This is a genomic window from Nocardiopsis sp. Huas11 (genome assembly GCF_003634495.1).
In the GTDB taxonomy this organism is placed as follows: Bacteria; Actinomycetota; Actinomycetes; order Streptosporangiales; family Streptosporangiaceae; genus Nocardiopsis.
The window spans coordinates 5438369-5462838 of record NZ_RBKY01000001.1 but is presented as its reverse complement, the minus strand read 5'-3'; the positions used below and the strand labels follow the sequence as shown (position 1 = coordinate 5462838).

Below are 24470 nucleotides of genomic sequence, written 5' to 3'. Positions count from 1 at the left end.
AGGGCCCGCGAACTCTCGCATCCACGCGCGCACGCGGACGCGGCGCACCACGTTGAAATCACCGACCCATGGGGGGTTCGCATGTCGAATGAGGAGATCGAGGCCGTCGTCGTCGGAGGGGGACAGGCCGGGATAGCGATGAGCGAACACCTGAGCCGGCACCAGGTGCCGCACGTCGTGTTGGAGAGGCACCGCATCGCCGAGCAGTGGCGCTCGCAGCGATGGGACTCCCTGGTGACCAACGGGCCCGTCTGGCACGACCGCTTTCCCGGACTGGAGTTCACCGACCTCGACCCCGACGCCTTCGCCGCCAAGGACCAGGTGGCGGACTACTTCGTCGCCTACGCCGAGCAGATCGCGGCGCCGGTCCGCTGCGGAGTCGAGGTGCGGTCCGTGCGCAGGAACACGGGCCGGCCCGGCTTCCGCGTGCGGACCTCGAAGGGGACCATCCAGACCCGCTACGTCGTCGCCGCCACCGGGCCGTTCCAGCGGCCCGTCGTCCCGCCGATCGTTCCCGAGCGGGACGGACTCACGCAGATCCACTCCAGTGGCTACCGCAACCCCGCGCAGCTGCCCGACGGCGGCGTCCTCGTCGTCGGATCCGGCTCGTCGGGAGTGCAGATCGCCGACGAACTCCGTGCCTCCGGTCGACAGGTGTACCTCTCGGTCGGCCCGCACGACCGCCCGCCGCGCAGCTACCGGGACCGCGACTTCGTCTGGTGGCTCGGCGTCCTCGGCAAGTGGGAGGCCTCCGCCCCGCCCAAGGGGGCCGAGCACGTCACCATCGCGGTCAGCGGTGCGCACGGCGGCCACACCGTGGACTTCCGTACGCTCGCCGACCGGGGCATCACGCTCGTCGGCCGGACCGACTCCTTCCAGGACGGGGTGATGCGCTTCGCGCCCGACCTGCGGGACAACATCGCGGCCGGGGACGCGAACTACCTCGCCCTGCTCGACGAAGCCGACGCCTACGTCGCCCGCAACGGCCTCGACCTTCCGGAGGAGCCGCGGGCCCGCGTCCTGGGAGCCGACCCGCGGTCGGTGACCGACCCCGTCCTCGAACTCGGCCTCGCCGACGCCGGGATCACCTCCATCGTCTGGGCGACCGGCTTCACCGTCGACTACGGCTGGCTGGAGGTCGACGCGTTCGACGCCGACGGCAGGCCGAAGCACCAGCGCGGCGTCTCGTCCGAGCCCGGCGTCTACTTCATGGGTCTTCCATGGCAGTCCCGGCGCGGCTCCAGCTTCATCTGGGGCGCCTGGCACGACGCGGGCTACGTGGCCGACCACATCGCCATCCAGCGGAACTACACGCACTACAAGGGGACGGGCTCCTCGACCCCGGTCCCGCGGTTCGGAAAGTGAGCGCACCATGACCACGCACACGCGCATTCGCACGTTCAACACCAAGGACACCTATCCGGAGCAGAACCTCGACAACGACCTGTGCCAGGCGGTCGTCGCGAACGGAGTCGTGTACCTGCGCGGCCAGATCGGCCAGGACCTGGACACCGGTGAGTCGGTGGGCATCGGCAGCGTCCGGGCCCAGACCGAGAAGGCCATGTCCAACATCGACCTGCTCCTGGGGGAGGCGGGCAGCGGCCTCCAGGACATCGTCAAGGTCACGATCTACCTCGTCGACCCCCGCTACCGCGAGGAGGTGTACCGCGAGGTCGGACGCTGGTTGAAGGGCGTCCACCCGGTCTCGACGGGCATCGTCGTCCAGGCCCTCGCCCGGCCGGAGTGGCTGGTCGAGATCGACGCCACCGCCGTCATCTCGGAGGCAGGGGCATGACCTTCTCCATCGCGGCCCACCAGGACGGCCGCTTCGGCATCGCCGCCACGTCGTCCTCACCGGCGGTGGCCGCACGCGTGGTCCACCTGCGCGACTCGGTCGGCGCGGTCACCTCGCAGAACATCACCGACCCGCGCCTGGGTCCGCTCCTGCTGGACGAACTCGCCTCCGGGGCGAGCCCCGAAGCCGCCCTGGCGACGATCCTCAAGGACCGGCCGGACACCGAGTACCGCCAGCTCACCGTGGTCGACGCCACCGGAGCCGCGGCGACCTTCAGCGGCGACCGTACGCTCGGCGTGCACGGAGAGGCCACCGGGCCGCACTGCGCCGCCGCCGGCAACATGCTGTCCCGCCCGGACCTGCCCGAGATCCTCTGCAGCGCCTTCGCCGCCGCCGAAGGCGAGCTCGAGGAACGCCTGTTCGCCGCGCTCGCGGCCGGACTGGTCGCCGGCGGCGAGGCCGGACCGGTGTACTCCGCCGGGCTGTCGACCGTGTCCGGGACCGGCTGGCGCGACACCGACCTGCGCGTGGACTGGCAGGAGGACCCGGTCGACGCGCTCGGGCGGCTGCTCGGGATCTGGCTTCCGCAGCGGGACGACTACGTCCGGCGCGGCTTGGACCCGGCCGCCTCACCCGGATACGGGGTTCCCGGCGATGACCGCTGAACAGCTCGTGCCGCCCAGCGCCGCCGACCACCTCGCACGCCTGATCGAGTACTCCGAGACACTGCACGCCCACCCGGAGACCGCCTGGGAGGAGCACCGGGCCGCACGGTGGACCGCCGAACTGCTCGGTGAGTTCGGCTTCGGCGTGACGACCGAGTACCTCGGTTTCCCCACCGCCGTCCACGCCTCCTACGGGTCGGGCAGCCGCCGTGTCGGCTTCATCGTCGAGTACGACGCGCTGCCCGGCCTCGGGCACGCCTGCGGCCACAACCTCATCGCCGCCATGTCGGCCGGAGGAGCGATCGCGCTGCGACCGTGGGCGCAGGAGCTGGACCTGCGGATCGACGTCATCGGCACCCCGGCGGAGGAGGGCGGCGGGGGCAAGATCGAGATGCTCGACGCCGGCGCCTTCACGGACCTGGACCTGGCCCTGATGGCGCATCCCGGCCCGGTCGACGCACCGCGGGCCGAGCCCTACGCCGTCGCCCACGACCACGTCCGCTTCGTCGGACACACGGCGCACGCCGCCGCCTACCCGCACGAGGGGCGCAACGCGGGCGACGCCTTCGTGGTCTCCCAGGTGGCCATCGGCCTGCTGCGCCAGCAGCTCCCGCCCGGTACCCGGGTGCACGGGATCCAGACGGTCGGGGGCGAGGCGCCCAACGCCATCCCGGCGGTGACGGAGGGCCGCTGGTACACACGGGCCGAGACCCTGGCCCAACTGGAGCCGCTGCGCCGCAGGGTGAGGCAGTGCTTCGAGGCCGGAGCCCTGGCGACCGACACCGCCCTGGACTTCACGCCCGAGTCGCAGCCCTACTCCGAGTTCCGCACGAACGAGCGCGCGCTGGAGATCTACATGCGCCACGCGCGCGCCCTCGGACGATCCTTCGACGCGCCTGCGGAACAGCAGACGATGAACCGCGCCTCGACCGATCTGGGCAACGTCTCCCAGCACGTCCCGGCCATCCACCCCTACATCGGGCTCGGCAGCTTCCCGGTGAGCAACCACCAGCCGGAGTTCGCGGCCGTGTGCGTGGGGGAGGAGGCCGACCGGGTCATCGCGGACGGCGCCACCCTGCTCGCGCGCACCGCTCACGAGTACTTCTCGTAGTCGTCCGCCGCCGACCCGGCCGACACCGGGTCGGCGGCGCTTGTGCGCGAATCCGAGCCACGACCGCGGGGTGGGGGGCCACCAGGTTCACGAGGGCAGGACGGCCTGGCGCCCGGCGCGCTCCCTGACCAGCCGGTCCACGCACCCCGCGGGGTCGGTGACGGGCACCCGCACCCGGGGCGTGGTGACGCCGACGAACGTGAACCGGTCGTTCTCCACCTGGACGGCGGCCTGGCCCAGGTACGGATCGCAGCACAGGGTGGGGGTCAGTTCGCCCCGGAACATGGTCTGCGCGAGCTTGCTGCCCAGCCGCCGGTCGGCCAGGGCGCTTTGGAGGTCGCGCAGGTACGTCACGCGAGTGTCTTCGATTTCCATGCCGCCAGCGTCGCCTTGACCAGCCATGTTGGGCCACGCGTTGACGTATTCACGGAAACACCGGACGCGTCAGGGCAACGCGGTGTACAACGATTCCATGGTCAACCCCCTCGGATTCCCCGCCGTGCTCGCCCGGTATCTGGAACTGTCCGGCCTGACCCAACGGGCCCTGTGCGCCAGGGCGCAGGTGTCGCCCGCGTCGCTGTCGCGCTACCTGTCCGGCAAGACCAGACCGTCCCGGGGCGCGGTCACGGCGCTGGACATGGCCCTCGGGGCGAACTCGGCGCTGCTGACCGCGTGGGAGGACTCCGTGACCGACGATCTGCCCCCGTTCCTGCGCGATATCGACACCCTCGAACGCGAGGCCGTCCGCATCGATCTCGTGTCGCCTGTGACAGTGCCGGGGCTGTTGTGGTGCCCGAGCTACGCCGAACTGGTGTACCGGTCGGGGCGCAAGGTCCGCGACGTCCCGAGGCTTGCGCGGCTGCGGTCGGAGCGACTGGGTCACCTTCACGGCGAGGTCCACGCGGTGTTTCCGCTGACGGCTCTCACGTGGGCTCCGGATTCCGTGCGCGCCGAACAGGTCGAGCACCTGCTGAACCTCCCGGACCGTGTCTCCGTCCACCTGCTTCCCGAGGGGACGCTGCTGTTCGGGGTGCCGGGGCCGTTCTCGCTCTTCCGCATGCATGGCGGTCGGGAGGTCGCGTCCTCGGACCATCTGGAGGCGAACGCCGTCTACGGGGACGCGGTGCTTCCCCGCGTGCGGGAACTGGTCCGCGACGCCTACGCGCTAGCCTTGCCCGCAATGACCAGCAATGAGCAGCTCCGGAGGTTGGCGTCGTGAACGACTGGCACAAGTCGAGCTTCAGCGGTTCGTCGGCGAACTGCGTGGAGGTCCGCGAGCACGCGACGGGTGCCGACGTGCGCGACACCCGGAACCGGGACGCGGGCCACCTGTCCGTGCCCGCCGCCGAGTGGGCCGCGCTCATCGCCCAGGTGCGCACCGACCGGTAGCCGCCCCAGCGCACACGCCCCGGAAGCTCTTGGATGAGCTTCCGGGGCCTTGTGTGCCGTGTCGGCGCCGGTCAGCCCGCGCGGTCACTCATGGTCGGCGCGGGCCGGGTGAAGCCGCGGGTGAGCCGGAGCAGCAGCAGGAATCCCAGGCCCACCCAGCTCAGCCCGATGACGAACGTCAGCCAGGACAGCGACGTCCACAGCCACAGCGTCAGCGCCACGCCGATGCCCGGGGTGAGCACGTAGCGCAGGAAGTCCGTCCCCCGGCGCCTGCCCAGGCCGACCGCGTAGTGCTTGATGACGCTCAGGTTGACGAAGGTGAAGGCGATCAGCGCACCGAAGCTGACCAGTGCGGCGGCCAGGTCCAGCGTCATGACGCAGGCCAGCAGCGACACCGCGCCCACGGCCAGGATGGCCAGGTGCGGAGTCCGGAACCTCGGGTGGACCGCGCCGAAGACCCGGCGCGGCAGCGACCCGTCACGCCCCATGGAGAACAGGATCCGCGACACCGCGCTCTGCGCCGCCATGGCCGAGGCGAAGCAGGCCGCGACGTAGGCCGCGGTGAAGAACGCCGCGAGGAAGCCGCCGCCGGCACGCGCCATCACCTCGACCGACGCCGAGTCGGGATCGGTGAAGGTCTGCCAGTCGGGGTGGACCAGGTGGCCCACCCAGGCCATGAGAACGAACAGCAGCCCGCAGAAGAGCGTGCACAGGGTGATCGCCCTGGGGATCGTGCGCTCCGGCTCCCGGGCCTCCTCGGAGAGCGTGGAGATGGCGTCGAAGCCCAGGAACGACAGGCACAGGATGGCCGAGCCGCCGATGAGGGCGGTGAGCGAGAAGTCCGCGCTGTAGAACGGCGCGAGCAGGTCCGCCGGCGTCGAACGTCCGGACACGGTCAGGTAGCTCATCGCCAGGAACACCGTGATGAACACGCCCTGCGCACCGACCAGCACCATGTTCATGCCGGTCACCAGCTTGATGCCCAGGACGTTCAGCCCGGTGACGAGCGCGATGGTCAGCAGCACCCAGACCCATGCGGGCACGGAGGGGATCGCGATCCCCAGGTAGAGCCCGATGACGATGTAGCTGATCGTGGGCAGGAAGATGTAGTCCAGCAGCAGCGCCCAGCCGGTGAGGAAGCCCGTGGCGGGCCCGAAGGCCTGCTGGGTGTAGGTGTAGGCGGAGCCGGCCACCGGGTAGGCGCGCACCATGTTCGCGTAGCCCAGCGCGGTGAACGTCATCGCCGCCAGGGTGACCAGGAACGCGGTGGGCAGGTGCCCCCGGGTCATGTCGGTCACGATTCCGTAGGTGGTGAAGGCCGCCAGGGGGACCATGTAGGCCAGGCCGAAGAAGAACAGCGAGGGCAGGCCGAGCACACGCTTGAGCCCGCGCCCTTCGGCAGGGGGAGTGCCCGGGGGCACCGCCGTCGGCGCCGCTTCGGAGGGGGACGCTTCGGCGGGGGAGTCGTGCCCGCTCATCGGAGCCCGCCGGAGGTGACGGCCCGGTTCAGGGCCTGCTCGACCAGCCCGACCAGCTCGCCGATGGCGTCGGCGTCGGCGACCAGCGGCGGGGAGAGTTGCAGCAGCGGGTTGCCCTCGGCGTCGATGGCGAGCCGGCACAGCACTCCGACCTCGGCGGCGGCCGGGGCCAGGTGCTGGTCGACGAACTCGGCCGCGGGCAGCCGCTCCGAGGTCCAGGACCTGGCGTCCTTGTCCGTGACCAGCTCCAGCGTGCGGTGGTAGCCCTCGCCGCGCACGTCTCCCACCACCGGGTTCTGGCGCAGCCGTTCGAGCTCGGCGGCGAACGTCGTGCCGGTGGCCGCGACGTTGCCCGGCACGTCCAGTCGGCGCATGATCTCCAGGTTGGCCAGTGCCGCCGCACAGGCCACCGGGTGCCCGCCGTAGGTGAGGGCGTGGTTGTACATCCCGGCCGGGCTGTCGAGCACGGCCTCGATGATCCGGTCGTCGGCGATCAGCCCGCCCAGCGGCACGTAGGCCGAGGCGATGCCCTTGGCGAAGGTGATGATGTCGGGCTGGACGCCGTAGTGGGCCGAACCGAACCACGAGCCGAGCCTGCCGAAACCGGTGATCACCTCGTCGGCGATGAGCAGGACGCCGTGCCGGTCGCAGAGCTTGCGCACGCCCTGGAGGTAGCCGGCGGGCGGTGTGAGGCTGCCGCCGGCGTTCTGGAGCGGCTCCAGGATGACCGCGGCGACGGTATCCGCGCCTTCCTGCAGGATCAGCGACTCCAGTTCGGCCAGGAGGAAGGCGGTGAACTCGGCCTCGGTCTCCTGGGCCGGACGCCGGTACCGCTTGGTGTTGGACACGTGCCGGACGCCGGACATCAGCGGCTCGAACATCTTGCGGACCTGCACCATCCCGTTGAGGGACATGGCGCCGAAGCTGGTGCCGTGGTAGGCGACCCGTCGGGCGATGAACTTGCGACGGGAGTGCTCGCCGCGGCTGATCTGGTACTGCCGGGCCAGCTTGATGGCGGCCTCGTTGGACTCCGAACCGCTGGAGGTGAAGAACACCCGGTTCAGGTCGCCCGGAGCCAGGTCGGCCAGTGCGGCGGCGAGCCTGGCCGCGGGCGGGTGCGCCGCGCTCCAGGTGGTCTGGAACGGCAGGGCGCGCATCTGCTCGGCGACGGCCTCGCCGATCTCGGCGCCGTGCGAGTAGCCCAGCTGGGTGCAGAACAGCCCGGCCAGTCCGTCGAAGTAGCGCTTGCCGGATTCGTCGTAGACGTGGCAGCCCTCGCCGCGGACGAAGATCGGCAGCGCGTCGGTACGGTACTTGCCCGCAGGCGTGAAGTTCATGACCAGGTGGCGCTTGGCCAGCTCTTCGAGGGAGCCGGGGCGGTCCCCCCGCGTGGTCGGGTCGGTGGCGGGGGTCGTCTCCACGGACATGCTGTTCCTTCCGGTCGATGCGGTGGCGGTCGTGGGCGCGCGGTGCGCGCTCAGCCCCACTGCAGCCAGGTCGTCTTGAGGGCGGTGTAGTTGTCGAAGGCGTGCAGGGACAGGTCGCGGCCGAACCCGGACTGCTTGAACCCGCCGAACGGGGTGGTGACCGAGAGGGCGTCCACCGTGTTGACGGAGACGGTTCCGGCGACGAGCCGCGCGGCCGTGCGCTGGGCCCGGCAGAAGTCGTCGGTCCACAGCGAGGCGGCCAGGCCGTAGCGGGTGGCGTTGGCCAGGCGCACGGCCTCGTCCTCGGTGTCGAAGGGGTGGACGACGGCCACCGGTCCGAAGACCTCTTCGGTGTGAAGCGGGTGGGCGGCGTGCAGGCCGGTGACGATCGCCGGTTCGAGGTAGGCGTCGGATCCGGTGATCTCCACCCGGCGCCCGCCGTCCAGCAGTGCGCCGTCGGTCTCGCCGCGTCGGATCCACGCCTGAACGGAGTCGGTGTGCGCGGTGCTGATCAGTGCTCCGTTGCCCTCCGCTCCGCTGAGCGGGTCCACCGGCCGGTACGCCGCCGCGGCCTTGACCAGCGCCTCGGTGAACCCCTCCAGGGCCTGGCGCTGCACCAGGATCCGTGAGTTGGCCGAGCACACCTGCCCCTGGTTGTAGAACGCTCCGGCCGCGGCCATCTCGGCGGCCGCCGCGAGGTCGGCGTCGGCGAAGACCAGGTTCGCGCTTTTGCCTCCGGCCTCCAGCGCGAGCCGCTTGAGGTTGGAGCGACCCGCGGTGACGAGCAGTTCGCGGGCGACCTCGGTGGAGCCGGTGAAGGCGAGCGCGTCCACGTCCATGTGGGCGGCGAGCGCGGCCCCGGTCTCGGCGCCGCCCGTGACCACGTTGAGCGCTCCGTCCGGGAGGCCGGCCTCGGCGGCCAGGTCGGCCAGGCGCAGGGCGGTGAGCGAGGACTGCTCGGCGGGCTTGAGCACGACGGTGTTCCCCGACGCCAGCGCGGGAGCCACCTTCCAGGAGGCGATCTCCAGCGGGTAGTTCCAGGGGACGATGGCCGCGACCACGCCCAGCGGTTCGCGGGTGACCATGGCCGTCGCCCCCGGCGGCGTGCTGGGCAGTTCGCCGCAACGCTTGTCGGCGGCCTCGGCGTAGAAGCGGAACGTCGCGACGGTGCCGGGAAGGTCCACGGTCGTGGTCTGGCCGATCGGCTTGCCGATATCGAGCGTCTCCAGCAGGGCCAGCTCCTCGGCGTGCTGTTCCAGGGTGTCGGCGAGGCGGAGCAGCACCTCCTTGCGCTCCTGGTCGGGCAGCGCGGCCCAGGCCGGTTGGGCTCGGCGGGCGGCGGCGACGGCGCGGTCGACGTCCGCGGAGGTGCAGGTGCTCAGCTCACCGATCCGGCCGCCGTGGGCGGGGCTGATGACGGGGTCCGTCCGTCCGCTGCCGGTGTCGCGGCGCCGTCCGCCGATGTGCGCCCTGCCGTCCGTGGCGAGGCCGGCCGCCCGGCGGTGCCAGTCGATCGGGGACTCCTCGGTTGCACTCATGCGCGTTTCCCTTCGGTGCACTGATCACGGTGTGTAGTGACCTGAGTCACAGCATCCTTTTTATTGAACAGTTGTACCACCAAAGGTCGACGGTGGGACCTTCGAAAATGCGAACGCGGGGTTCGGTGCGGGCGAATGGGATACGGTGACTGCGGTCTGCGGGCCCCGGCCCGAGCGCGAGCCCCGAAGGGGCGCCGGAGGAGGAGCGATCGATGCCCAAGCTGGTCGACCACCAGGCGCGGCGGAGGGAGATCATCGAGGCCACGTGGGAGCTGATCGCCGAGCAGGGCATCGACAACGTCAGCGTCCGCGACATAGCCAAAGCCGCCTCGTACGCCGCACCGGGAGCGCTCAACCACTACTTCGGATCCAAGGACGAGCTGCTCGCCGCCGCCTACCAACTGGTCTGCGACCGCACCGACGAACGCATCGCGCACGTCACCGCCGGCCGGACCGGCCTGGCGGCGCTGGAGCTCATGTGCGGTGAGATCGTCCCGGCCGATCCCCTGACCCGGATCGAGGCGCGGGTCGCGCTCTCCTTCTGGCAGCGCGCCCAACACGAGGAGGCGCTGCGCTCCATCGGCCGGACGGCGCTGGCCTCATGGAAGCGGCAGATCGCCGGCCACCTCGAAACGGCGGCCGCCGACGGCGAGATCCGTCCGGTGCCCCCGTCCCTGGTCGCGGAACAGCTCATCGCGCTGATGATGGGACTCCACGTCACGTCCATGCTGGACGGGGAACTCCACCAGGGCACCCGGCGGCTGGTCACCGCCTACATCGAGGACCTGCGCCGGTAGCCCCTCCGCCGAGCAGGCCGACGGGGCCGGCGGAGGCGGAGGGGCGAGGCGTGTCCGGCGCGGCGGTCCGGGGCCGGGGCGGCGGTTCAGTCCAGGATCTGGACGTACCCGTCGGTTCCGTGGACGCGGACCCGCTGCCCGTCCCGGATCCGCCGGGTGGCCTGCTCCACTCCCACGACCGCCGGCAGGCCGTACTCCCGCGCGATGACCGCCCCGTGCGTCATGAGCCCGCCCACCTCCGTCACCAGTCCGGCCACGGTCACGAACAGCGGGGTCCAGCTGGGGTCGGTGTAGGCGGTGACCAGGATGTCGCCCGGTTCGAGGTCGGCCCGCGCCATGTCCGTGACGACACGGGCACGGCCCTCGACGGCTCCGGCCGAGACCGGCAGGCCGGCCATCGCGCCGTCCGGGGCGTCCTCGCGCCGGTACCGGCCGGTGAGGACCTCGCCGTCCGAGGTGAGGAGCCGGGGCGGGGTGAGGGCCTCGTGGGACCGGAACGCCTCCCGCCGCTCCCGGACGAGTCCGGCGTCCACCTCACGCGTGCGCACGACCTCCTCCAACTCCCCGAACCGAAGGAAGAAGACGTCCTCCTCCTCGCGCAGGACGCCGGACCGGACCAGGCGTGCGGCCTCGGCCAGCAGCGCCCGCTTGTAGACGAAGTAGCGGCTCACCATGCCGTACTTGGGGTACTCCCGGTAGCCGGAGAAGGTGCGGACGCGCTCGATCATCCGCCCGGCCTGCGCGGCCTTCTCCTCGCCGTCGGGCAGAGTGCGCAGGCGCGCCAGCACGTCCTGCTCCTTGCGCCGCGCCTCCTGGAGCCCGCGTTCGAAGCGTCGCGGGCCCTCGCCCGGCGCGAAGTTCCTGATGTTGCCGAGAATGGCGGGCACGAGCGCGGCGGGCTGTTCGCTCCAGCGCGTCCTGGTGATGTCGATCTCGCCCACGCAGCGCATCCCGTACCTGTCCAGATAGCCCCGGACGGCCTCCACCGCCTCGGGCCCGCCCTCCAGCCCGGCCATCTCGCCCAGGAAGCCGTCGCCCTCCCGGCCCTGTTCCACGACGCGGTGCAGGAACGCCACGACCTCGGTGTGCGGGCGGACGGCGTCCGCCACGTCGAGCAGCGCCAGCCCCATCTCCGAGGTGATGTTGCGGTCGACGGACTGCGTGAGGACGTCGGCGGCGTTCTTCTCGCCCAGCCACTCCTCCAGGTGCTCGTTGAGCCACCGGCTCGCCTCCATTCCGGCCATGATCACCTGCAGGCTCCGCGGGTCGAAGAGCACGCGCTTGAGCTCGGTGATGTCGGCCCGGATGAAGTCGAGCAGCGCCGGCCCCGACAGGTCCCGGATCTCGCGGCGCAGGGTCTGGACGGAGGCCTCGGCGTCCCGGATCAGCTCCGTGACGAGCTCGGGGTCGGTCGGGACGGGTTCGGGCGGGTCCAGGGTGGGCGCGGGGCCGGCGGGCGCGGCGGCGGGATCGTCCTCCTCGAGCGTGCGGACGAAGTCCTCGCGGTCGAGCACGGTCCGCAGCGCGTCCCCGAGCAGCGGGTCGGAGTCGCCCAGCGCCACCAGGAGGTTCGCGCGAGCCGTGGGCGTGGCCATGAGCGGGGCGACGTCGACGAACAGCCGTCCGCCCGCCTCGTGCATCTGCCGGGGAGTCGTCATCTGCCACACGGAGAGCCCCAGCGGCTTCATCGCGTCGGTCATCATCTGCTGGTGCCCGACGGAGACGTAGACGTGGTTCTCATCGTCGTCGGCCGCCGGGACGGGGAACAGGGTGGTGATCGGCCGGCTCTGGACGAGGTGGAAGTCCTCGCCGACACGGCACCACTCGATGTCCTGCGGCCGGCCGAAGTGCGCCTCGACGCGCCGGCCCAGCCGCGCCAGGCGCAGGACCTGCGCCTCGGTCAGGGCCGGCCGGTCCTGCCGCTCCGGATCGACCGCCGTGTCCCGGGTACCGCCTTGCGGCGACGCCTGCGCGAGCACGGTCTTGGCGGCGACGGCCGTGGAGACGACCTGGTCGTCGCGGACCGTGTAGACGTCGCCGGAGACCCGGCCGGAGACGAGCGCCTCGCCCAGCCCCCACCCGGCCTCCACGGTGAGGGTCCTGCGGTTCGAGGTCACCGGATCCGCGGTGAACAGGGTCCCGGCCGCGTCCGGGAACACCATGCGCTGCACGACCACGCCCATGCCGATCCTCCGGTGGTCGAAGCCGTTGCGGACGCGGTAGGTCACCGCCCGCTCGGTGAACAGCGACGCCCAACACCGGCGGACGTGCCGCAGGACCGCCGCTTGACCCGTGATGTTCAGATAGGAGTCCTGCTGGCCGGCGAACGACGCGGTCGGCAGGTCCTCGGCGGTCGCGCTGGAGCGCACCGCGCAGGGGGTGTCCTCCCCGAGCCGGGTGAGCGCGGCGCCGATCTCCGACGCGAGGGAGTCGTGCACCGCGACCTCCTCGATGCCGCTGCGGATATCGGCGCTCAGGGCGCGGACCGCCGCGTGGTCGTCGGCTTCCACCCGCGCGAGCCGGTCGAGCAGGGCGTCGATGGACGGCACCTCGGCGACGATCCGGCGGAAGGCCTCCGTCGTGACGCAGAAGCCGTCCGGCACACGGACATCGGCGATCCGCGCGAGTTCGCCCAGCGCCGCCCCCTTCCCGCCGACATCGGCGACATTCGTCGCGTCGATATCCGCGAAATCCACCACATAGCGCAATTGCGTTTCCCCCATCGTGCACCCGAGTCATCTGGCGAAGGAGCAGTATGCAGGAATTATTCGCGCCTCATGAGATGCGGGGATCTGATATAAAGTGAAAGAGGCAGGGGGCGATCGGAATCCCCCTTCCGCGGCGCCCCGGCCTCCCTCCCGCCGCCATCGAACCAGTGGCCCGGTCGAGTCCGCTGCGACCGGAGTTCTCGAAGTCGACGACGCGGACCCGGGAGTCGTGCCGGGCGCGTGTGCGGCCAGGAGAGTGAGTGCGCGCCCCTCCCGGACACACTTTTCCAGGTCGCCCGACCGAAACCGCTTGGTCACCGTGTCCGGGCCGAACTCGATCGTGTGGGTATTCCACGGAGTGTGTGCCACGGCCGACCATTCTCTCGCATGGACGCGCCCCGTGTCCGGGCCCTTCAAGGTCAGGGAGCGAGCAGAGGCGGATGGTGATGATCGGCCCGGACCCATGCGGTGGCCGATGCACGTGCGCGGTGCGGGGGTGGGGCCGCTCCCTGTCACAGCCGCGCGGCACGCTGGACCCATGCGGACACTCTTCAGCGGCGAAGCACACGTGGCCTACGGGCAGATCTACGTCAGCAGCGAGGCGGAAGGATACGACCTCGGGGACCACTTCGCCGGTCAGCGGGCCGGATTGTGCGGTGGGGCCGTGCCGGGCCACCTCTTCCTGCTGACCGGAACGCACACCGGTCCCGTCCCGCTCACCGTCGAGCTGGGCGAGACGGAACCGCCCCTGGACGCGGACGCCTGGGAGGACATCGTCGAGGTGTCGTTCCGGCCCGTGTCGGGCGAGACCGTGCTCGCGGAGTGGGGCGGCGACGCTCATCCGCTCGACCTCGCCGAGACCTCGTACCGGGTCCGATACCAGTGCCGGGGTCTGGACGAGGCGCACGACACCACACGCGTCGCGGGCGACCCCGTGCGCGATGAGTACCTGCTGCGGTTCTGGCCGAGTCCGCCGGCCGCGGACCGTGTGGTCAAGGAGACCAGTCACGCCGCCGCCTACTGGCACGCGTTCGCGCGCGAGCAGCCCCCGGGACCCACCCCCGAAGAGCGAGCCGACGCCGAGCGCCGGGCCCGCGAGCAGGCGGAGCGCGCCGAGCTGCGACGGGAACGGGACGCGTGGGGCGGCCGTCTGCCCAGCGACCGGTTGCGGGCCGTCCGGAAGAAGCTCCGGAGGTTCCAGGGTCATCCGAAGGGCGGCCTCGTCGCCCTCGACGCCGCGCTGGTGCACGCGATCGACGCCGCGGGCGCCGATGACCAGCGTGCGCTCGCCCACTGGGCGGCGCATCGCGCCTGCGCGGAGGCGGGGATCGGCGGCATCGACTGGGTGGCGCGCGCCCTGGCCGAACTCGACCGGGGCGAGCCCTACTCCGGGCCGCTGGACGACCCGCGGCGCCTGCGGGACGCCGTGTTCGCCGACGCACGCGTTCCACGGTCCCCCGACGGCGCCCCCGGCCTGCCGCAGGCCGCCGCCTTCGCCGCTCTCGTGGACGCCGCCGCCGGCGACCCCCTGGAGGCGGCGCTGAACGCTCTCCTCGCCGTGGTGGTCGCCCACGACGCCGACTGCGCCCCGCTCCTCGCGGAGGTCCGCCGCACCTTCCCGGCGACGGCCGTCGCGCCGAAGGAGAGGAGCGACGACCGCCCCTAGCGTCACCACGCGGCTCAGTGGCCGGAACTCCACGTCACCGCTGTGAGCATGTCATGCACACTCCATCAACGGCAGTTCGCCACCCCTCGACGGAGTCGTAGCTCGGGGCGCGGGGCACGGACGCCCCCGCCCCGCGGTGCCGGGGGCGGCCGGTGTCATCGGCCGGGCGAGGCGGGGTTGATCAGGGAGAGGAACTCCCGGCGCAGCTCCGCGTCCTTGCTCAGCGCGCCGAGCATCGCCGAGGTGGTCGTGACCGAACCCGACACCTGGACGCCGCGCATGCTCATGCACAGGTGCTCGGCCTCGACCACCACGCCCACGGCATCGGCGTCGAGCTGCTCGGCCAGGCAGGAGGCGATCTGCTGGGTGAGCCGCTCCTGGACCTGGGGGCGGCGGGAGAAGTGTTCGACCACCCGCGCGAGCTTGGACAGGCCGACGATGCGCGACCCGGGCAGATAGCCCACGTGGGCCACCCCGGTGAAGGGGAGAAAGTGGTGCTCGCAGACCGACTGCACGGGGATGTCGCGGGCGATGACGAAGCCCTCGTACCCGTGGTCGTTGGGAAACGTGGTGAGGCTGAACGGCCGGGGGGACAGGAGTTCGGCGTAGGCGCGGGCCATCCGTCCCGGGGTGTGCGCCGCGGCCTCCGTGCCCAGCGCGACCCCCAGGTGGCGTAGGAAGTCGCGTGCGGCCGACTCGGCGGCGTCCAGGTCCACGAGGCCGGGCTCGCGGTCCGTGTGCGGCAGGAAGCCGTGAGCCGTGTCCGATAGCGGATCGGAGGGCTGTTCTCTCGTCACTGTCACTGGTGTACCTCTGGTCCGTCCGGATCGGTGTCCCGTCGTTCGGCCCCGGCGGAGCCCGTGGCGGCGGCCCTCATCCGCCACGGGCTCCGCCGCGCTGCGCCGAAGGCGACACGGTCGTCAGTCCGCCGCACGCTCGGCGGCCTGCACGGTGTGGGCGAGCAGGAGCGCGGTGGTGACCGGTCCGACGCCGCCGGGCACCGGGGTGAGGGCGTCCGCGACGCCTTCCACCGCGTCCGCGTCGACATCGCCGATCAGGCCGTCGTCCGTGGCGTTGGTGCCCACGTCGATGACCACCGCGCCCGCTCCGACGTGGCCGGCGCCGACCAGGCGCGGAACGCCCGCCGCGACGATCACGATGTCGGCGTCGCGGGCGTGGCCTTCGAGGTCGGCCGTCCGTGAGTGGCAGACCGTCACGGTCGCGTGCCGTTCGAGCAGCAGCAGCGCCACCGGGGTCCCCACGACGACCGACCGGCCGACCATGGTGACGTCCCTGCCCACGAGGTCGACGCCGTGGTGGTCGAGCAACCGCACCACGGCCTCGGCCGTGGCGGGCGCGAAACCGGGCAGACCGGCCGCGCAGCGCCCGAGGCTCGCCGGGTTCGCGCCGTCGACGTCCTTGTCCGGGTCGATCTCCACGGCGAGCTCGGCGGGCGACGTGCCGTCGGGCAGTGGCGTCTGCAGGATGACGCCGTGGACGTCCGGGTCCCGGTTCAGGGCGCGCAGCGTGTCCCGCACCCGCGTTCGCGATGCCGACGGGCCGAGGTCGGCGATGTCGCAGTCGATCCCGACGGCTGCGGCCGCCTTGGCGATCGAGCGCACGTACCACAGGGTCGACTCGTCGTCCGTGGCCGTGACGACGACCAGCCTCGGCCGGGTGCCCGCCGCCCCCAGGGCGGCGGCGCGCTCGCGGGCCTCCCGCCGGATCTCCGCGGCCAGCGGCCGGCCCGACAGCTCGGTGGTGACACGGTGCTCCGAAGTCGTCATGGCCGTCATACGGTGAGCTCCTCCCTGACCGCGGCGGTGACCTTCTCCGACCGCTCGACGATGGCGTCGACGGACCGTGCCGAGGCCGAGAACACCGTCCGCGCGCCGTCGTCCTCGATGCCGCCCAGGTTGATCTCGACGTTCACCCGGGCCGTGGTGGCGGCGGCGCGGGCGGCCTCGGCCGCCGCGGCCACGTCGGTGATCACGTTGCGGTTGCCGATCGGGAGGATGCGCTCGGCCAGCGAGACCACCTCCGCGGCCGTCTCGATCACCGCGACGGGCGGCTCGCACGCCTTCCGCAACGCCGCGGCGATGGCGGTGGAGCGCGCGGCCCTCTCGTCATCGGTCGAACGGGGAAGCGCGTAGGCGTCGACGACGGCCGAGAAGGCCTCCGCGTCAGCCTCCGCGATCCGCAGTGCTTCCGTCCGCAGCCGGTCGGCGCCCTTCACGATCGCCGAAATCTCCTCGGTGTGCTCGACGAAGCGCGCGCCGTCGCTGTAGCGAGCCACCATGGCGACCAGCGCGGCGGCCTGGGCCGCGTGCACGGCCGCGGTGGCCCCGCCTCCGGGGGCGGGGGCCCGGGCCGCCAGGTCGGTCAGGAAGTCGCTGATCGTCTGCCCACTGATCACGATGTCCGTCCTTGGGGGTCGAGCGGGGACCTGTGTCTCATCCGCTGGCTCATTCGAAATCCCGTGCGGTGTCTCGTCCGGCCTCAGCGGAAGACCACGGTGCTGCTGCCGTAGAGCAGGACGCGGTGCTGGCAGTGCCAGCGCACCGCCCGGGACAGCGCGAGCGCCTCGGCGTCGCGCCCCACCGTCGCCAGCGCGCGCGGGTCGTAGGAGTGGTCCACCCGCAGCACCTCCTGCTCGATGATCGGGCCCTCGTCGAGGTCGGGTGTCACGTAGTGCGCGGTCGCCCCGACGTACTTCACACCGCGCTGGTAGGCCTGGTGGTAGGGCTTCGCGCCCTTGAACCCCGGCAGGAACGAGTGGTGAATGTTGATCACCCGCCCTTCGAGCTTGGTGCACAGGTCGTCGGAGAGCACCTGCATGTACCGCGCGAGCACCACGAGGTCGGCGCGGTACTCCTCGACCAGTTCCAGCAGGCGCGCCTCGGCGGCGGTCTTGGTCTCGGACGTCACCGGCACGTGGACGAAGTCCAGGCCGGCGGCCTCGGCCATCGGCCGCAGGTCCTCGTGGTTGGACACCACCCCGACGAGCTGCCCGTCGAGGTTGCCCGCGCGCCAGCGGAACAGCAGGTCGTTCAGGCAGTGCGCGGTCTTGGACACCATCACCAGGATGCGCGGCTCCCGCTCGTCCCACAGTTGGAACTCCATGGCGAACTCCCGTGCCACGGGGGCGAACGCCTCCCTGAGCTCGTCGACACCGTGTTCCGGCGCCGAGCTGGAGAACGACGTCCGTAGGAACAACTGGCCGCGCACGTTGTCGTCGAACTGCTGGTGCTCGACGATGTCGCAGCCCCGGTCGACCAGGAACTCGGTCACCGCGTGGACGATGCCCGCGCGTTCCGGGCAGCGGAGAGTGAGAATGTAGTTGCGCGCCACGATGTCCTCCTCAGAGTGAAGGGGTGAGAGTTCTCGGTGCCCTGGCGACCGGCGTCGTGACCGCCCGTCCATGGGTCGGGCACGCCTGTGGTTCAGCACTCGACGACGTTGAGCGCGAGCCCGCCGCGCGCCGTCTCCTTGTACTTGTCCTTCATGTCGGCGCCGGTCTCGCGCATGGTCTTGATGGCCTTGTCCAGCGTCACGTGGTGCGCGCCGTCGCCGCGTACCGACATCCGCGCCGCGGTGATGGCCTTGATGGCGGCGATCGCGTTGCGCTCGATGCAGGGGATCTGCACCAGTCCGCCCACCGGGTCGCAGGTGAGGCCGAGGTTGTGCTCGATCCCGATCTCCGCGGCGTTCTCCACCTGGTCGGGGGTGCCGCCGAGCACCTCGGCCAGGCCGGCGGCCGCCATCGAGCAGGCGGAGCCGACCTCGCCCTGGCAGCCGACCTCGGCGCCGGAGATCGAGGCGTTCTGTTTGAACAGCATGCCGACGGCCCCCGCGGCGAGCAGGAACCGCACGATCCCGTCCTCGTCGGCGCCGGGCACGAAGCGGTCGTAGTAGTGCAGAACCGCAGGGATGATCCCGGCCGCGCCGTTGGTCGGCGCGGTCACGATCCGCCCGCCCGCGGCATTCTCCTCGTTGACCGCCAGCGCGAACATGGTGACCCACTCCATGGCGCGCAGCGGGTCCGCGGACTCGCCCGCGGCTTCGAGGTCCTCGCGCGAGGCCGCGGCGCGTCGCCGGACCCTGAGCCCGCCGGGCAGCACGCCCCCGGTCGTGGAGCCGCGTTCGACGCACTCGCGCATCACCGCCCACAGCTCCAGTAGCCCGTTCCTGGTGTCCCGCTCCGGACGGCGGGACCGCTCGTTGGCCAGCATCACCGAGCTGAGGGAGAGCCCGGTGCGGGCGGTGTGGGCCAGCAGCTCCCCTGCGGTGGAAAAGGGGTAGGCCACGGGTACCGCGTCCTCGACCAGGACCTTCGCCCCGGCGGCGTCCTCGTCCACGACGAAGCCGCCGCCCACCGAGTAGTAGGTCCGCTCCGCGAGCGGGGTCCCCTCGCGGTCGAGGGCCTGGAACACCATGCCGTTGCTGTGGAAGTCGAGCCGTCTGTTCCGGTGCAGCACGACGTCGTCGTCCACCGAGAACCCGATCACCCGGCCGCCCGCCAGCTCCAGCTTCCCGGTCGCCGCCACGTCGTCCACCATCGGCTGGGCCGCGACCGGGTCGACCGTGTCGGGCGCGTGGCCCGCCAGCCCCAGCACCACGGCCCTGACACTGCCGTGCCCGTGGCCGGTGGCGCCGAGCGACCCGAACAGTTCGGCGCGCACCGACACGGTCCGCGACAGCGCCCCCTCGTCCCGCAGGGCGTCCATGAACGTCTTCGCCGCGCGCATCGGACCGACCGTGTGCGAGCTCGACGGCCCGATGCCGACCTTGAACAGGTCGAACACGCTGAGACTCATGACAGGGCCGCCCGGTACTCGACACAGGCGTCGCTCAGCCACGCGGCGAGATACCCGGCGAAGGAGGACCTGACCAGCACGGTGAACGCGCCGGCCCCGGCGTCGTCGACCCGCAGGACGATCCCGGCCCTGGCGAGCAGGGTCTGCACGCAGGTCCCCGTCGGCGCCGCCGAGGGGTGCAGGTCGATGGCACAGCCGTGGGCGAGGACGTCCCGCACGTGCGGCCCCGACAACGCCACCGCCGTGCGCTGGGCCGAGGTGTCCACGACCGCGCCCGGCGAGGGGCGCAGCGCCGTGCGGAGCACGTCCTCGACCGGGATCCGCAGGTCGGGCCCGGCCATCACGAGGAACTCGTCCGGTCCCAGCCACAGCACCGCGACGTCGCCGAAGGAGCCCCGTCCCCGGGTGAACGCGCACGGGTCGCCGGGGAACGCGACGCCCAGCGCCTCGCCCATCCTGGCCACGGCGACCGGATCCGAGGCCCGCACGGTGAGCTGGGTCAGGAACGGCCGCTCGACCGCCGTCAGCGCGGGCGCGAGGCCGGCGAGTCGGTCCTGCCACGCGGCGAGCGGGCTGGTGCGGATGCTGGTGTCAGCCGTCACGGCGGGCTCCTTCCTTGTCGTAGAGCACGGACTCGGTCACGGTGACCGGTACGAGGTCGTCCCCGACGGGGACGTGGAGCGTCTCGCCCACTCGCTCGCGGCCGGAGCGCACCACGGCGAGTGCGAACGTCCGGCCCAGCGCGTCACTGCGGTAGCTGGAGGTGACGTGGCCGAGCATGCGGACCGGGGGCTGGGGGAGCCGGTCGGTGTCCACGACCTGCGCGCCCTCGGGCAGCCGCACGTCCGGGTCGACCGGGAGCAGCCCGACGAACTGCTTGCGGTCCGGCCGGTTGTTCTCCGCCCTGGCGAACGACCGCTTGCCGATGAAGTCGACCTTCTTCTTCGACACGGCCCACGACATCCCCAGGTCCTGGGGCGTGACCGTGGCGTCGGTGTCCTGGCCGATGATCGGGTAGCCCTTCTCCGCGCGCAGCACGTGCATGGTCTCCGTGCCGTACGGCGTGATCCCGTACCGCTCGCCCGCGGCGACGAGCGCCTCCCAGACGGCGAGGCCGTGCCAGGCGGTCACGTTGATCTCGTAGGCCAGCTCCCCGGAGAAGCTGATCCGGCACACCCGCGCCGGGACGCCCTCTCCCACCGAGAGCACGGTGTCCCGCCACGCCATGAACTCGAAGGCCTCGTTGCTCACGTCCAGCTCGGGGGCGAGCGCGGCGAGCACGTCGCGCGAGCGCGGCCCCACCAGCGGGATCGTGACCCAGTGCTCGGTCACCGAGGCGGCGTACACGTCCAGGTGCGGCCACTCGGTCTGCAGCCACTCCTCCATCCAGTCCAGGACCATCGCGGCGTTGCCGGTCGTCGTGGTCACCAGGAACCGGTCCTCGGCCAGCCGCAGGACCGTGCCGTCGTCGATGACCATGCCGTCGACGCCGCACATCACCCCGTAGCGGACCTTGCCGACCTTCAGGCCGCTCATCTTGTTCGTGTAGAGCATGTCGAGGAACCGCCCCGCGTCCCGGCCCTGGACGTCGATCTTGCCCAGGGTCGAGCCGTCCATGAGGGCGACGCCCTCGCGGGCCGCACGGCACTCCCGCAGCACAGCGGTGTCCATGTCCTCGCCCGGCAGCGGGAAGTACCAGGGCCGCTTCCACTGCCCCACGTCCTCGAACAGCGCGCCGCGCTCGACGTGCCAGGGATGCAGCGCGGTCACGCGCACCGGGTCGAGCAGTTCGCCGCGGTCCCGCCCGGCCAGCGCGGCGAACGACACCGGGGTGTAGGGCGGCCGGAACGTGGTGGGCCGCTGCTCGGAGAGCCCGACCCCCAGGGCCTCGGCGACCAGGCCGGCGGCGATCATCCCGGACGTCTTGCCCTGGTCGTGCGCGGTGCCGATGGTCGTGTACCGCTTGACGTGCTCCAGCGAGCGCAGCCCCGCGCCGGTCGCGCGCAGGACGTCGGACACCGTGGCGTCGCGCTGGAGGTCGACGAAGCGGGTGTCGGCCGCGCCGTCCTCGGGCTCTCCCGGGACGCGCCACAGCACCAGGGCGGGTCGTCCGGCGGCCGGCGCGGCCGACACCGGCAGTGCGACCTCGTCGGGGCGCGAGCCCGTGGCGAGCGCGGCCTCGCACCCGGCCTCCCAGCCCTGCCTCGCGCACGAGGCCAGGTCCAACGCGCCGTTCGCCGACCCGGCCACGCGCACGGTCGGCAGCTCCTGGCCGGGAACGAACGCGCCGAGGCCGTCGTCGTAGCGGAGCGTGCCCTGGGCCTGGCTGAACAGGTGCACGACCGGGTTCCAGCCGCCGGAGACCAAGAGGGTGTCGCAGTCGACGGTGTCGGCGGTCCCGTCCGTACCGGGCAGCGGGGTGACGCGGGCGCCGGTGACCCGGTCCCCGCCTTCGGTGCCGGTGACGGCGTGACCGGTGCGCACCTCGATGCCGTGGGCGGCGCACCGCGCGGCGAGGACGCCGGGGGCCGCGGGCCTGGCGTCGACGACCGCCGCCACGTCCAGCCCGGCCCTGGCGAGGTCGATCGCCGCCTCGTAGGCGCTGTCGTTGGTCGTGAAGACGACCGCCCGCGTGCCGGGAAGGACCCCGTAGCGGTGCAGGAAGGTGCGCGCCGATCCGGCCAGCATGATGCCGGGACGGTCGTTGTCGGCGAAGACGACGGGCCGCTCGTGGGCGCCGGTGGCGATCACGGTCCGCCCCGCCCTGATCCGCCAGACCCGCTGTCGGGCCGTGTCGGCGGGCGCGTCGAAGCCGAGGTGGTCGGTGCGGCGCTGCAGGGCGAGCACGAAACCGTCCTGGTAGGCGCCGAACGCGGTGGTACGGTCCAGGACCAGCACGCCGGGGGCCGCCCGCAGCTCCGCCACGATGCCGGCCACCCACTCCGCCGACGGCCGCTCGTCGAGGTACTCACGGGTGCCGAGCAGCGAGCCGCCGGCCTGGTTCTGTTCGTCGACCAGGACGACCCGGACACCGGCGCGGGCGGCGGTGAGCGCCGCCACCAGGCCCGCGGGCCCGGCGCCGACGACGAGGACGTCGCAGTGCACGTGCTTGGCGTCGTAGCGGGCCGGGTCCGGCTCGGACGCCAGCCTGCCCTGTCCGGGCAGGCCGTGGGCCACGAGTCCGTCGTAGAGCTCGACCGTGGTCGCGGTCAGCATCGGCTCCGGGAACGGCTGCTCGATCTGCACCAGCGAGGTCGGGTCCTCCGACCCCGCCGCCACGATGCCGCGCGGCCTCCCGTACTTGACGCTGGTGCCGATCAGGTGCTCGCCGTTGGCCAGCAGTGCGGACGCCAGGGTGTCCCCGCGGTGTCCGGTCATCGACCGGCCGTTGAAGGTGAACCGCAGCGTGGTGTCCCTGTCGACGAGGCCTCCGGAGGGCAGGCGGAGGTTCGCGCTCATGAGTTCACCTCTCCCAGGGCGGGCATCGGCTCGCCGACGCGGTAGACGGACAGCAGTTCGTGGGTCCTGGTGTCGCGGACGGCGTTGAACCAGCGGCGGCAGCCCGCGCTGTGGCTCCACCGCTCCGCGAACGGCCCGCTCGGGTTGTCGCGGAAGAACACGTAGCGCGCCCACTCCTCGTCGGTCAGCGCGGCCGGGTCCTCGGGGTAGGCGACGTGCGCCTGGCCGCCGTAGTGGAACTCGGATTCCTCGCGCGGCCCGCACCACGGGCAGGGGATGAGTTGCATGCCTGGCTCCTTGCTCTCAGTGCGCCACGGCGGCGGCGCCGTGCTCGTCGACGAGGGCGCCGGTGGTGAACCGTTCGAGGGTGAACGGCTCGTTGAACCGGTGCGGTTTGTCGTGGGCGATGGTGTGCGCGAAGCAGTCACCGACGCCGGGGGTGGCCTTGAACCCGCCGGTGCCCCAGCCGCAGTTGAGGTAGAGGCCATCGACCGGGGTGAGGCCGACGATGGGGGAGGCGTCCGGGCTCACGTCGACGATGCCCGCCCAGGTCCGCAGCAGGTGCGCCCTGGCGAAGACCGGGAACAGCTCCAGCGCGGCGGACATCTGCTCCTCGATGATGTGGAACGAGCCCCGCTGGCCGTAGCCGTTGTAGCTGTCGATGCCCGCGCCCATGACGAGTTCGCCCTTGTGCGCCTGGGACACGTAGACGTGCACGGCGTTGGACATCACCACGGTCGGATGCACGGGTTCGAGCAGTTCCGAGACCAGCGCCTGCAACGGGTGCGACGCGAGCGGTAGCCGCAGGCCGGCCATCGCGGCCACGACCGAGCTGTGGCCCGCCGCGCACAGCGCGACGCGGCCAGCGGCGATGCGCCCGCGGGTGGTGCGCACCGCGGTGACCCGGTCACCCGCCCTCTCGATGCCGGTGACCTCGCAGTTCTGGATGAGGTCGACGCCCATCTCGTGCGCGGCCCGCGCGTAGCCCCAGGCGACGTAGTCGTGCTTGGCGATGCCGGCCCGCGGCTGGAACGTGGCCCCCATGACGGGGTAGCGCACGTCCGGCGAGATGTTGACGATCGGGCAGACCTCTTTGACCTGCTGGGGGTCCAACCACTCGGCGTCGACGCCGTTGAGCCGGTTGGCGTTGACCCGCCGCACGCTGTCGCGCACGTCCTGCAGGCTGTGCGCGAGGTTGAGCACCCCGCGCTGGTCGAAGAGGATCGGGTAGTCGAGGTCCTCCTCCAGGCGCTCCCACAGCTTCAACGAGTGCTCGTAGATGCCCGAGCTCTCGTCCCACAGGTAGTTGGAGCGGATGATCGTGGTGTTGCGGGCCATGTTGCCGCCGGCCAGCCACCCCTTCTCCAGCACCGCCACGTTCGTGATGCCGTGCACCTTGGCGAGGTAGTACGCGGTGGCCAGGCCGTGCCCGCCGCCGCCGACGATCACGACGTCGTAGGAGGCCCTCGGGTCCGGGTCGTCCCACAGGAAGTCGGGGTGGTCGGGCAGGTGTGCTCCGGGCGGCTGGGCCGGGGACACGGGGTCGGTCATCGCGATGCCTCCAGCGGATCGGGAGCGCTGATGCTAGTCAACGACTGATATATCAGAACTCGTTGTACT

General features: G+C 71.9%; 22 protein-coding genes. 8 read left to right on the top strand and 14 right to left on the bottom strand.

All coding sequences use genetic code 11. The features are described from left to right. The first annotated feature begins 81 nt into the window (after positions 1-81). The 4 genes from DFP74_RS24705 to DFP74_RS24690 are packed head-to-tail and all read left to right on the top strand — an operon-like array spanning position 82 to position 3571. Positions 82-1365 carry an NAD(P)/FAD-dependent oxidoreductase gene (locus DFP74_RS24705; RefSeq protein ID WP_121185199.1) on the top strand — a complete coding sequence of 428 codons (1284 nt, stop codon included), beginning with the start codon at positions 82-84 and terminating at the stop codon, positions 1363-1365. 7 nt (positions 1366-1372) lie between these two features. After that, complete coding sequence (locus DFP74_RS24700; RefSeq protein ID WP_121185197.1) at positions 1373-1795, top strand: RidA family protein; 423 nt, start codon at positions 1373-1375, stop codon at positions 1793-1795. Further along, positions 1792-2460, top strand: coding sequence for a DUF1028 domain-containing protein (locus DFP74_RS24695; RefSeq protein WP_121185195.1), 669 nt, complete (start codon positions 1792-1794; stop codon positions 2458-2460). Before DFP74_RS24700 ends, DFP74_RS24695 begins: the two co-directional genes overlap by 4 nt. After that, positions 2450-3571 (top strand): M20 family metallopeptidase, encoded by a 1122-nt coding sequence (locus DFP74_RS24690; RefSeq protein WP_121185193.1) that lies wholly within the window; start codon positions 2450-2452, stop codon positions 3569-3571. Before DFP74_RS24695 ends, DFP74_RS24690 begins: the two co-directional genes overlap by 11 nt. A gap of 87 nt (positions 3572-3658) precedes the next feature. Here the strand turns inward: DFP74_RS24690 and DFP74_RS24685 are convergent, their stop codons facing one another. After that, positions 3659-3946: a hypothetical protein gene (locus tag DFP74_RS24685; RefSeq protein WP_147453909.1), complete on the bottom strand. Its 288-nt coding sequence runs from the start codon at positions 3944-3946 to the stop codon at positions 3659-3661. Between the two features lie 97 nt (positions 3947-4043). On the opposite strand from DFP74_RS24685, the gene DFP74_RS24680 reads away from it, so the two are divergent. Continuing rightward, entirely contained in the window at positions 4044-4790 is a 747-nt protein-coding gene (locus DFP74_RS24680) for a Scr1 family TA system antitoxin-like transcriptional regulator (protein ID WP_158613049.1), read from the top strand. Then, complete coding sequence (locus DFP74_RS24675) at positions 4787-4960, top strand: DUF397 domain-containing protein (protein WP_121185189.1); 174 nt, start codon at positions 4787-4789, stop codon at positions 4958-4960. The genes DFP74_RS24680 and DFP74_RS24675 overlap by 4 nt, the downstream gene beginning before the upstream one ends. A 71-nt stretch (positions 4961-5031) precedes the next feature. On the opposite strand, the gene DFP74_RS24670 is transcribed toward DFP74_RS24675, so the two are convergent. The 3 genes from DFP74_RS24670 to DFP74_RS24660 are packed head-to-tail and all read right to left on the bottom strand — an operon-like array spanning position 5032 to position 9403. Next, entirely contained in the window at positions 5032-6438 is a 1407-nt protein-coding gene (locus DFP74_RS24670) for an APC family permease (protein WP_121185187.1), read from the bottom strand. Next, a complete protein-coding gene (locus DFP74_RS24665) occupies positions 6435-7865 on the bottom strand; it encodes an aspartate aminotransferase family protein (RefSeq protein ID WP_121185185.1) in 1431 nt (476 codons plus the stop codon). The genes DFP74_RS24670 and DFP74_RS24665 overlap by 4 nt, the downstream gene beginning before the upstream one ends. Positions 7866-7915: 50 nt before the next feature. After that, on the bottom strand, positions 7916-9403 hold the full coding sequence (locus DFP74_RS24660) for an aldehyde dehydrogenase family protein (protein ID WP_121185183.1): 1488 nt from the start codon (positions 9401-9403) through the stop codon (positions 7916-7918). 212 nt (positions 9404-9615) lie between these two features. On the opposite strand from DFP74_RS24660, the gene DFP74_RS24655 reads away from it, so the two are divergent. Continuing rightward, positions 9616-10200: a TetR/AcrR family transcriptional regulator gene (locus DFP74_RS24655; RefSeq protein ID WP_121185181.1), complete on the top strand. Its 585-nt coding sequence runs from the start codon at positions 9616-9618 to the stop codon at positions 10198-10200. An 86-nt stretch (positions 10201-10286) separates the two neighbouring features. Here the strand turns inward: DFP74_RS24655 and rph are convergent, their stop codons facing one another. Further along, positions 10287-12896, bottom strand: a complete 2610-nt coding sequence (gene rph, locus DFP74_RS24650) for a rifamycin-inactivating phosphotransferase (RefSeq protein ID WP_233571146.1) — start codon at positions 12894-12896, stop codon at positions 10287-10289. A gap of 550 nt (positions 12897-13446) precedes the next feature. On the opposite strand from rph, the gene DFP74_RS24645 reads away from it, so the two are divergent. Then, entirely contained in the window at positions 13447-14574 is a 1128-nt protein-coding gene (locus tag DFP74_RS24645; protein ID WP_121185177.1) for a hypothetical protein, read from the top strand. A 155-nt stretch (positions 14575-14729) separates the two neighbouring features. Here the strand turns inward: DFP74_RS24645 and folE are convergent, their stop codons facing one another. From folE to DFP74_RS24600, 9 genes are all read right to left on the bottom strand, one after another. Beyond that, the gene (gene folE / locus DFP74_RS24640; protein WP_121188495.1) at positions 14730-15320 is read right to left on the bottom strand and encodes a GTP cyclohydrolase I FolE; all 591 of its coding nucleotides are present in this window, start codon (positions 15318-15320) and stop codon (positions 14730-14732) included. A 174-nt stretch (positions 15321-15494) separates the two neighbouring features. Continuing rightward, entirely contained in the window at positions 15495-16361 is an 867-nt protein-coding gene (locus tag DFP74_RS24635) for a bifunctional 5,10-methylenetetrahydrofolate dehydrogenase/5,10-methenyltetrahydrofolate cyclohydrolase (RefSeq protein WP_233571145.1), read from the bottom strand. A 5-nt stretch (positions 16362-16366) separates the two neighbouring features. Beyond that, positions 16367-16990 (bottom strand): cyclodeaminase/cyclohydrolase family protein, encoded by a 624-nt coding sequence (locus DFP74_RS24630; RefSeq protein ID WP_233571144.1) that lies wholly within the window; start codon positions 16988-16990, stop codon positions 16367-16369. Positions 16991-17073: 83 nt separating this feature from the next. Next, on the bottom strand, positions 17074-17925 hold the full coding sequence (purU, locus tag DFP74_RS24625) for a formyltetrahydrofolate deformylase (protein ID WP_199725774.1): 852 nt from the start codon (positions 17923-17925) through the stop codon (positions 17074-17076). 92 nt (positions 17926-18017) lie between these two features. Next, positions 18018-19391, bottom strand: a complete 1374-nt coding sequence (locus tag DFP74_RS24620) for an L-serine ammonia-lyase (protein WP_121185171.1) — start codon at positions 19389-19391, stop codon at positions 18018-18020. Continuing rightward, complete coding sequence (locus DFP74_RS24615) at positions 19388-19993, bottom strand: sarcosine oxidase subunit gamma (protein WP_121185169.1); 606 nt, start codon at positions 19991-19993, stop codon at positions 19388-19390. Before DFP74_RS24615 ends, DFP74_RS24620 begins: the two co-directional genes overlap by 4 nt. After that, complete coding sequence (locus DFP74_RS24610) at positions 19983-22850, bottom strand: 2Fe-2S iron-sulfur cluster-binding protein (RefSeq protein ID WP_121185167.1); 2868 nt, start codon at positions 22848-22850, stop codon at positions 19983-19985. Before DFP74_RS24610 ends, DFP74_RS24615 begins: the two co-directional genes overlap by 11 nt. Beyond that, the gene (locus DFP74_RS24605; protein WP_121185165.1) at positions 22847-23137 is read right to left on the bottom strand and encodes a sarcosine oxidase subunit delta; all 291 of its coding nucleotides are present in this window, start codon (positions 23135-23137) and stop codon (positions 22847-22849) included. The genes DFP74_RS24610 and DFP74_RS24605 overlap by 4 nt, the downstream gene beginning before the upstream one ends. Positions 23138-23153: 16 nt before the next feature. After that, positions 23154-24401, bottom strand: a complete 1248-nt coding sequence (locus tag DFP74_RS24600; protein ID WP_121185163.1) for a sarcosine oxidase subunit beta family protein — start codon at positions 24399-24401, stop codon at positions 23154-23156. Between the last annotated feature and the right edge of the window lie 69 nt (positions 24402-24470).

Coding starts and splice junctions, on each gene's coding strand:
- DFP74_RS24705 (WP_121185199.1), top strand. CDS start 82: ATGTCGAATGAGGAGATCGAGGCCGTCGTCGTCGGAGGGGGACAGGCC.
- DFP74_RS24700 (WP_121185197.1), top strand. CDS start 1,373: ATGACCACGCACACGCGCATTCGCACGTTCAACACCAAGGACACCTAT.
- DFP74_RS24695 (WP_121185195.1), top strand. CDS start 1,792: ATGACCTTCTCCATCGCGGCCCACCAGGACGGCCGCTTCGGCATCGCC.
- DFP74_RS24690 (WP_121185193.1), top strand. CDS start 2,450: ATGACCGCTGAACAGCTCGTGCCGCCCAGCGCCGCCGACCACCTCGCA.
- DFP74_RS24685 (WP_147453909.1), bottom strand. CDS start 3,946: ATGGAAATCGAAGACACTCGCGTGACGTACCTGCGCGACCTCCAAAGC.
- DFP74_RS24680 (WP_158613049.1), top strand. CDS start 4,044: ATGGTCAACCCCCTCGGATTCCCCGCCGTGCTCGCCCGGTATCTGGAA.
- DFP74_RS24670 (WP_121185187.1), bottom strand. CDS start 6,438: ATGAGCGGGCACGACTCCCCCGCCGAAGCGTCCCCCTCCGAAGCGGCG.
- DFP74_RS24665 (WP_121185185.1), bottom strand. CDS start 7,865: ATGTCCGTGGAGACGACCCCCGCCACCGACCCGACCACGCGGGGGGAC.
- DFP74_RS24660 (WP_121185183.1), bottom strand. CDS start 9,403: ATGAGTGCAACCGAGGAGTCCCCGATCGACTGGCACCGCCGGGCGGCC.
- DFP74_RS24655 (WP_121185181.1), top strand. CDS start 9,616: ATGCCCAAGCTGGTCGACCACCAGGCGCGGCGGAGGGAGATCATCGAG.
- DFP74_RS24645 (WP_121185177.1), top strand. CDS start 13,447: ATGCGGACACTCTTCAGCGGCGAAGCACACGTGGCCTACGGGCAGATC.
- DFP74_RS24635 (WP_233571145.1), bottom strand. CDS start 16,361: ATGACGACTTCGGAGCACCGTGTCACCACCGAGCTGTCGGGCCGGCCG.
- DFP74_RS24620 (WP_121185171.1), bottom strand. CDS start 19,391: ATGAGTCTCAGCGTGTTCGACCTGTTCAAGGTCGGCATCGGGCCGTCG.
- DFP74_RS24610 (WP_121185167.1), bottom strand. CDS start 22,850: ATGAGCGCGAACCTCCGCCTGCCCTCCGGAGGCCTCGTCGACAGGGAC.
- DFP74_RS24605 (WP_121185165.1), bottom strand. CDS start 23,137: ATGCAACTCATCCCCTGCCCGTGGTGCGGGCCGCGCGAGGAATCCGAG.
- DFP74_RS24600 (WP_121185163.1), bottom strand. CDS start 24,401: ATGACCGACCCCGTGTCCCCGGCCCAGCCGCCCGGAGCACACCTGCCC.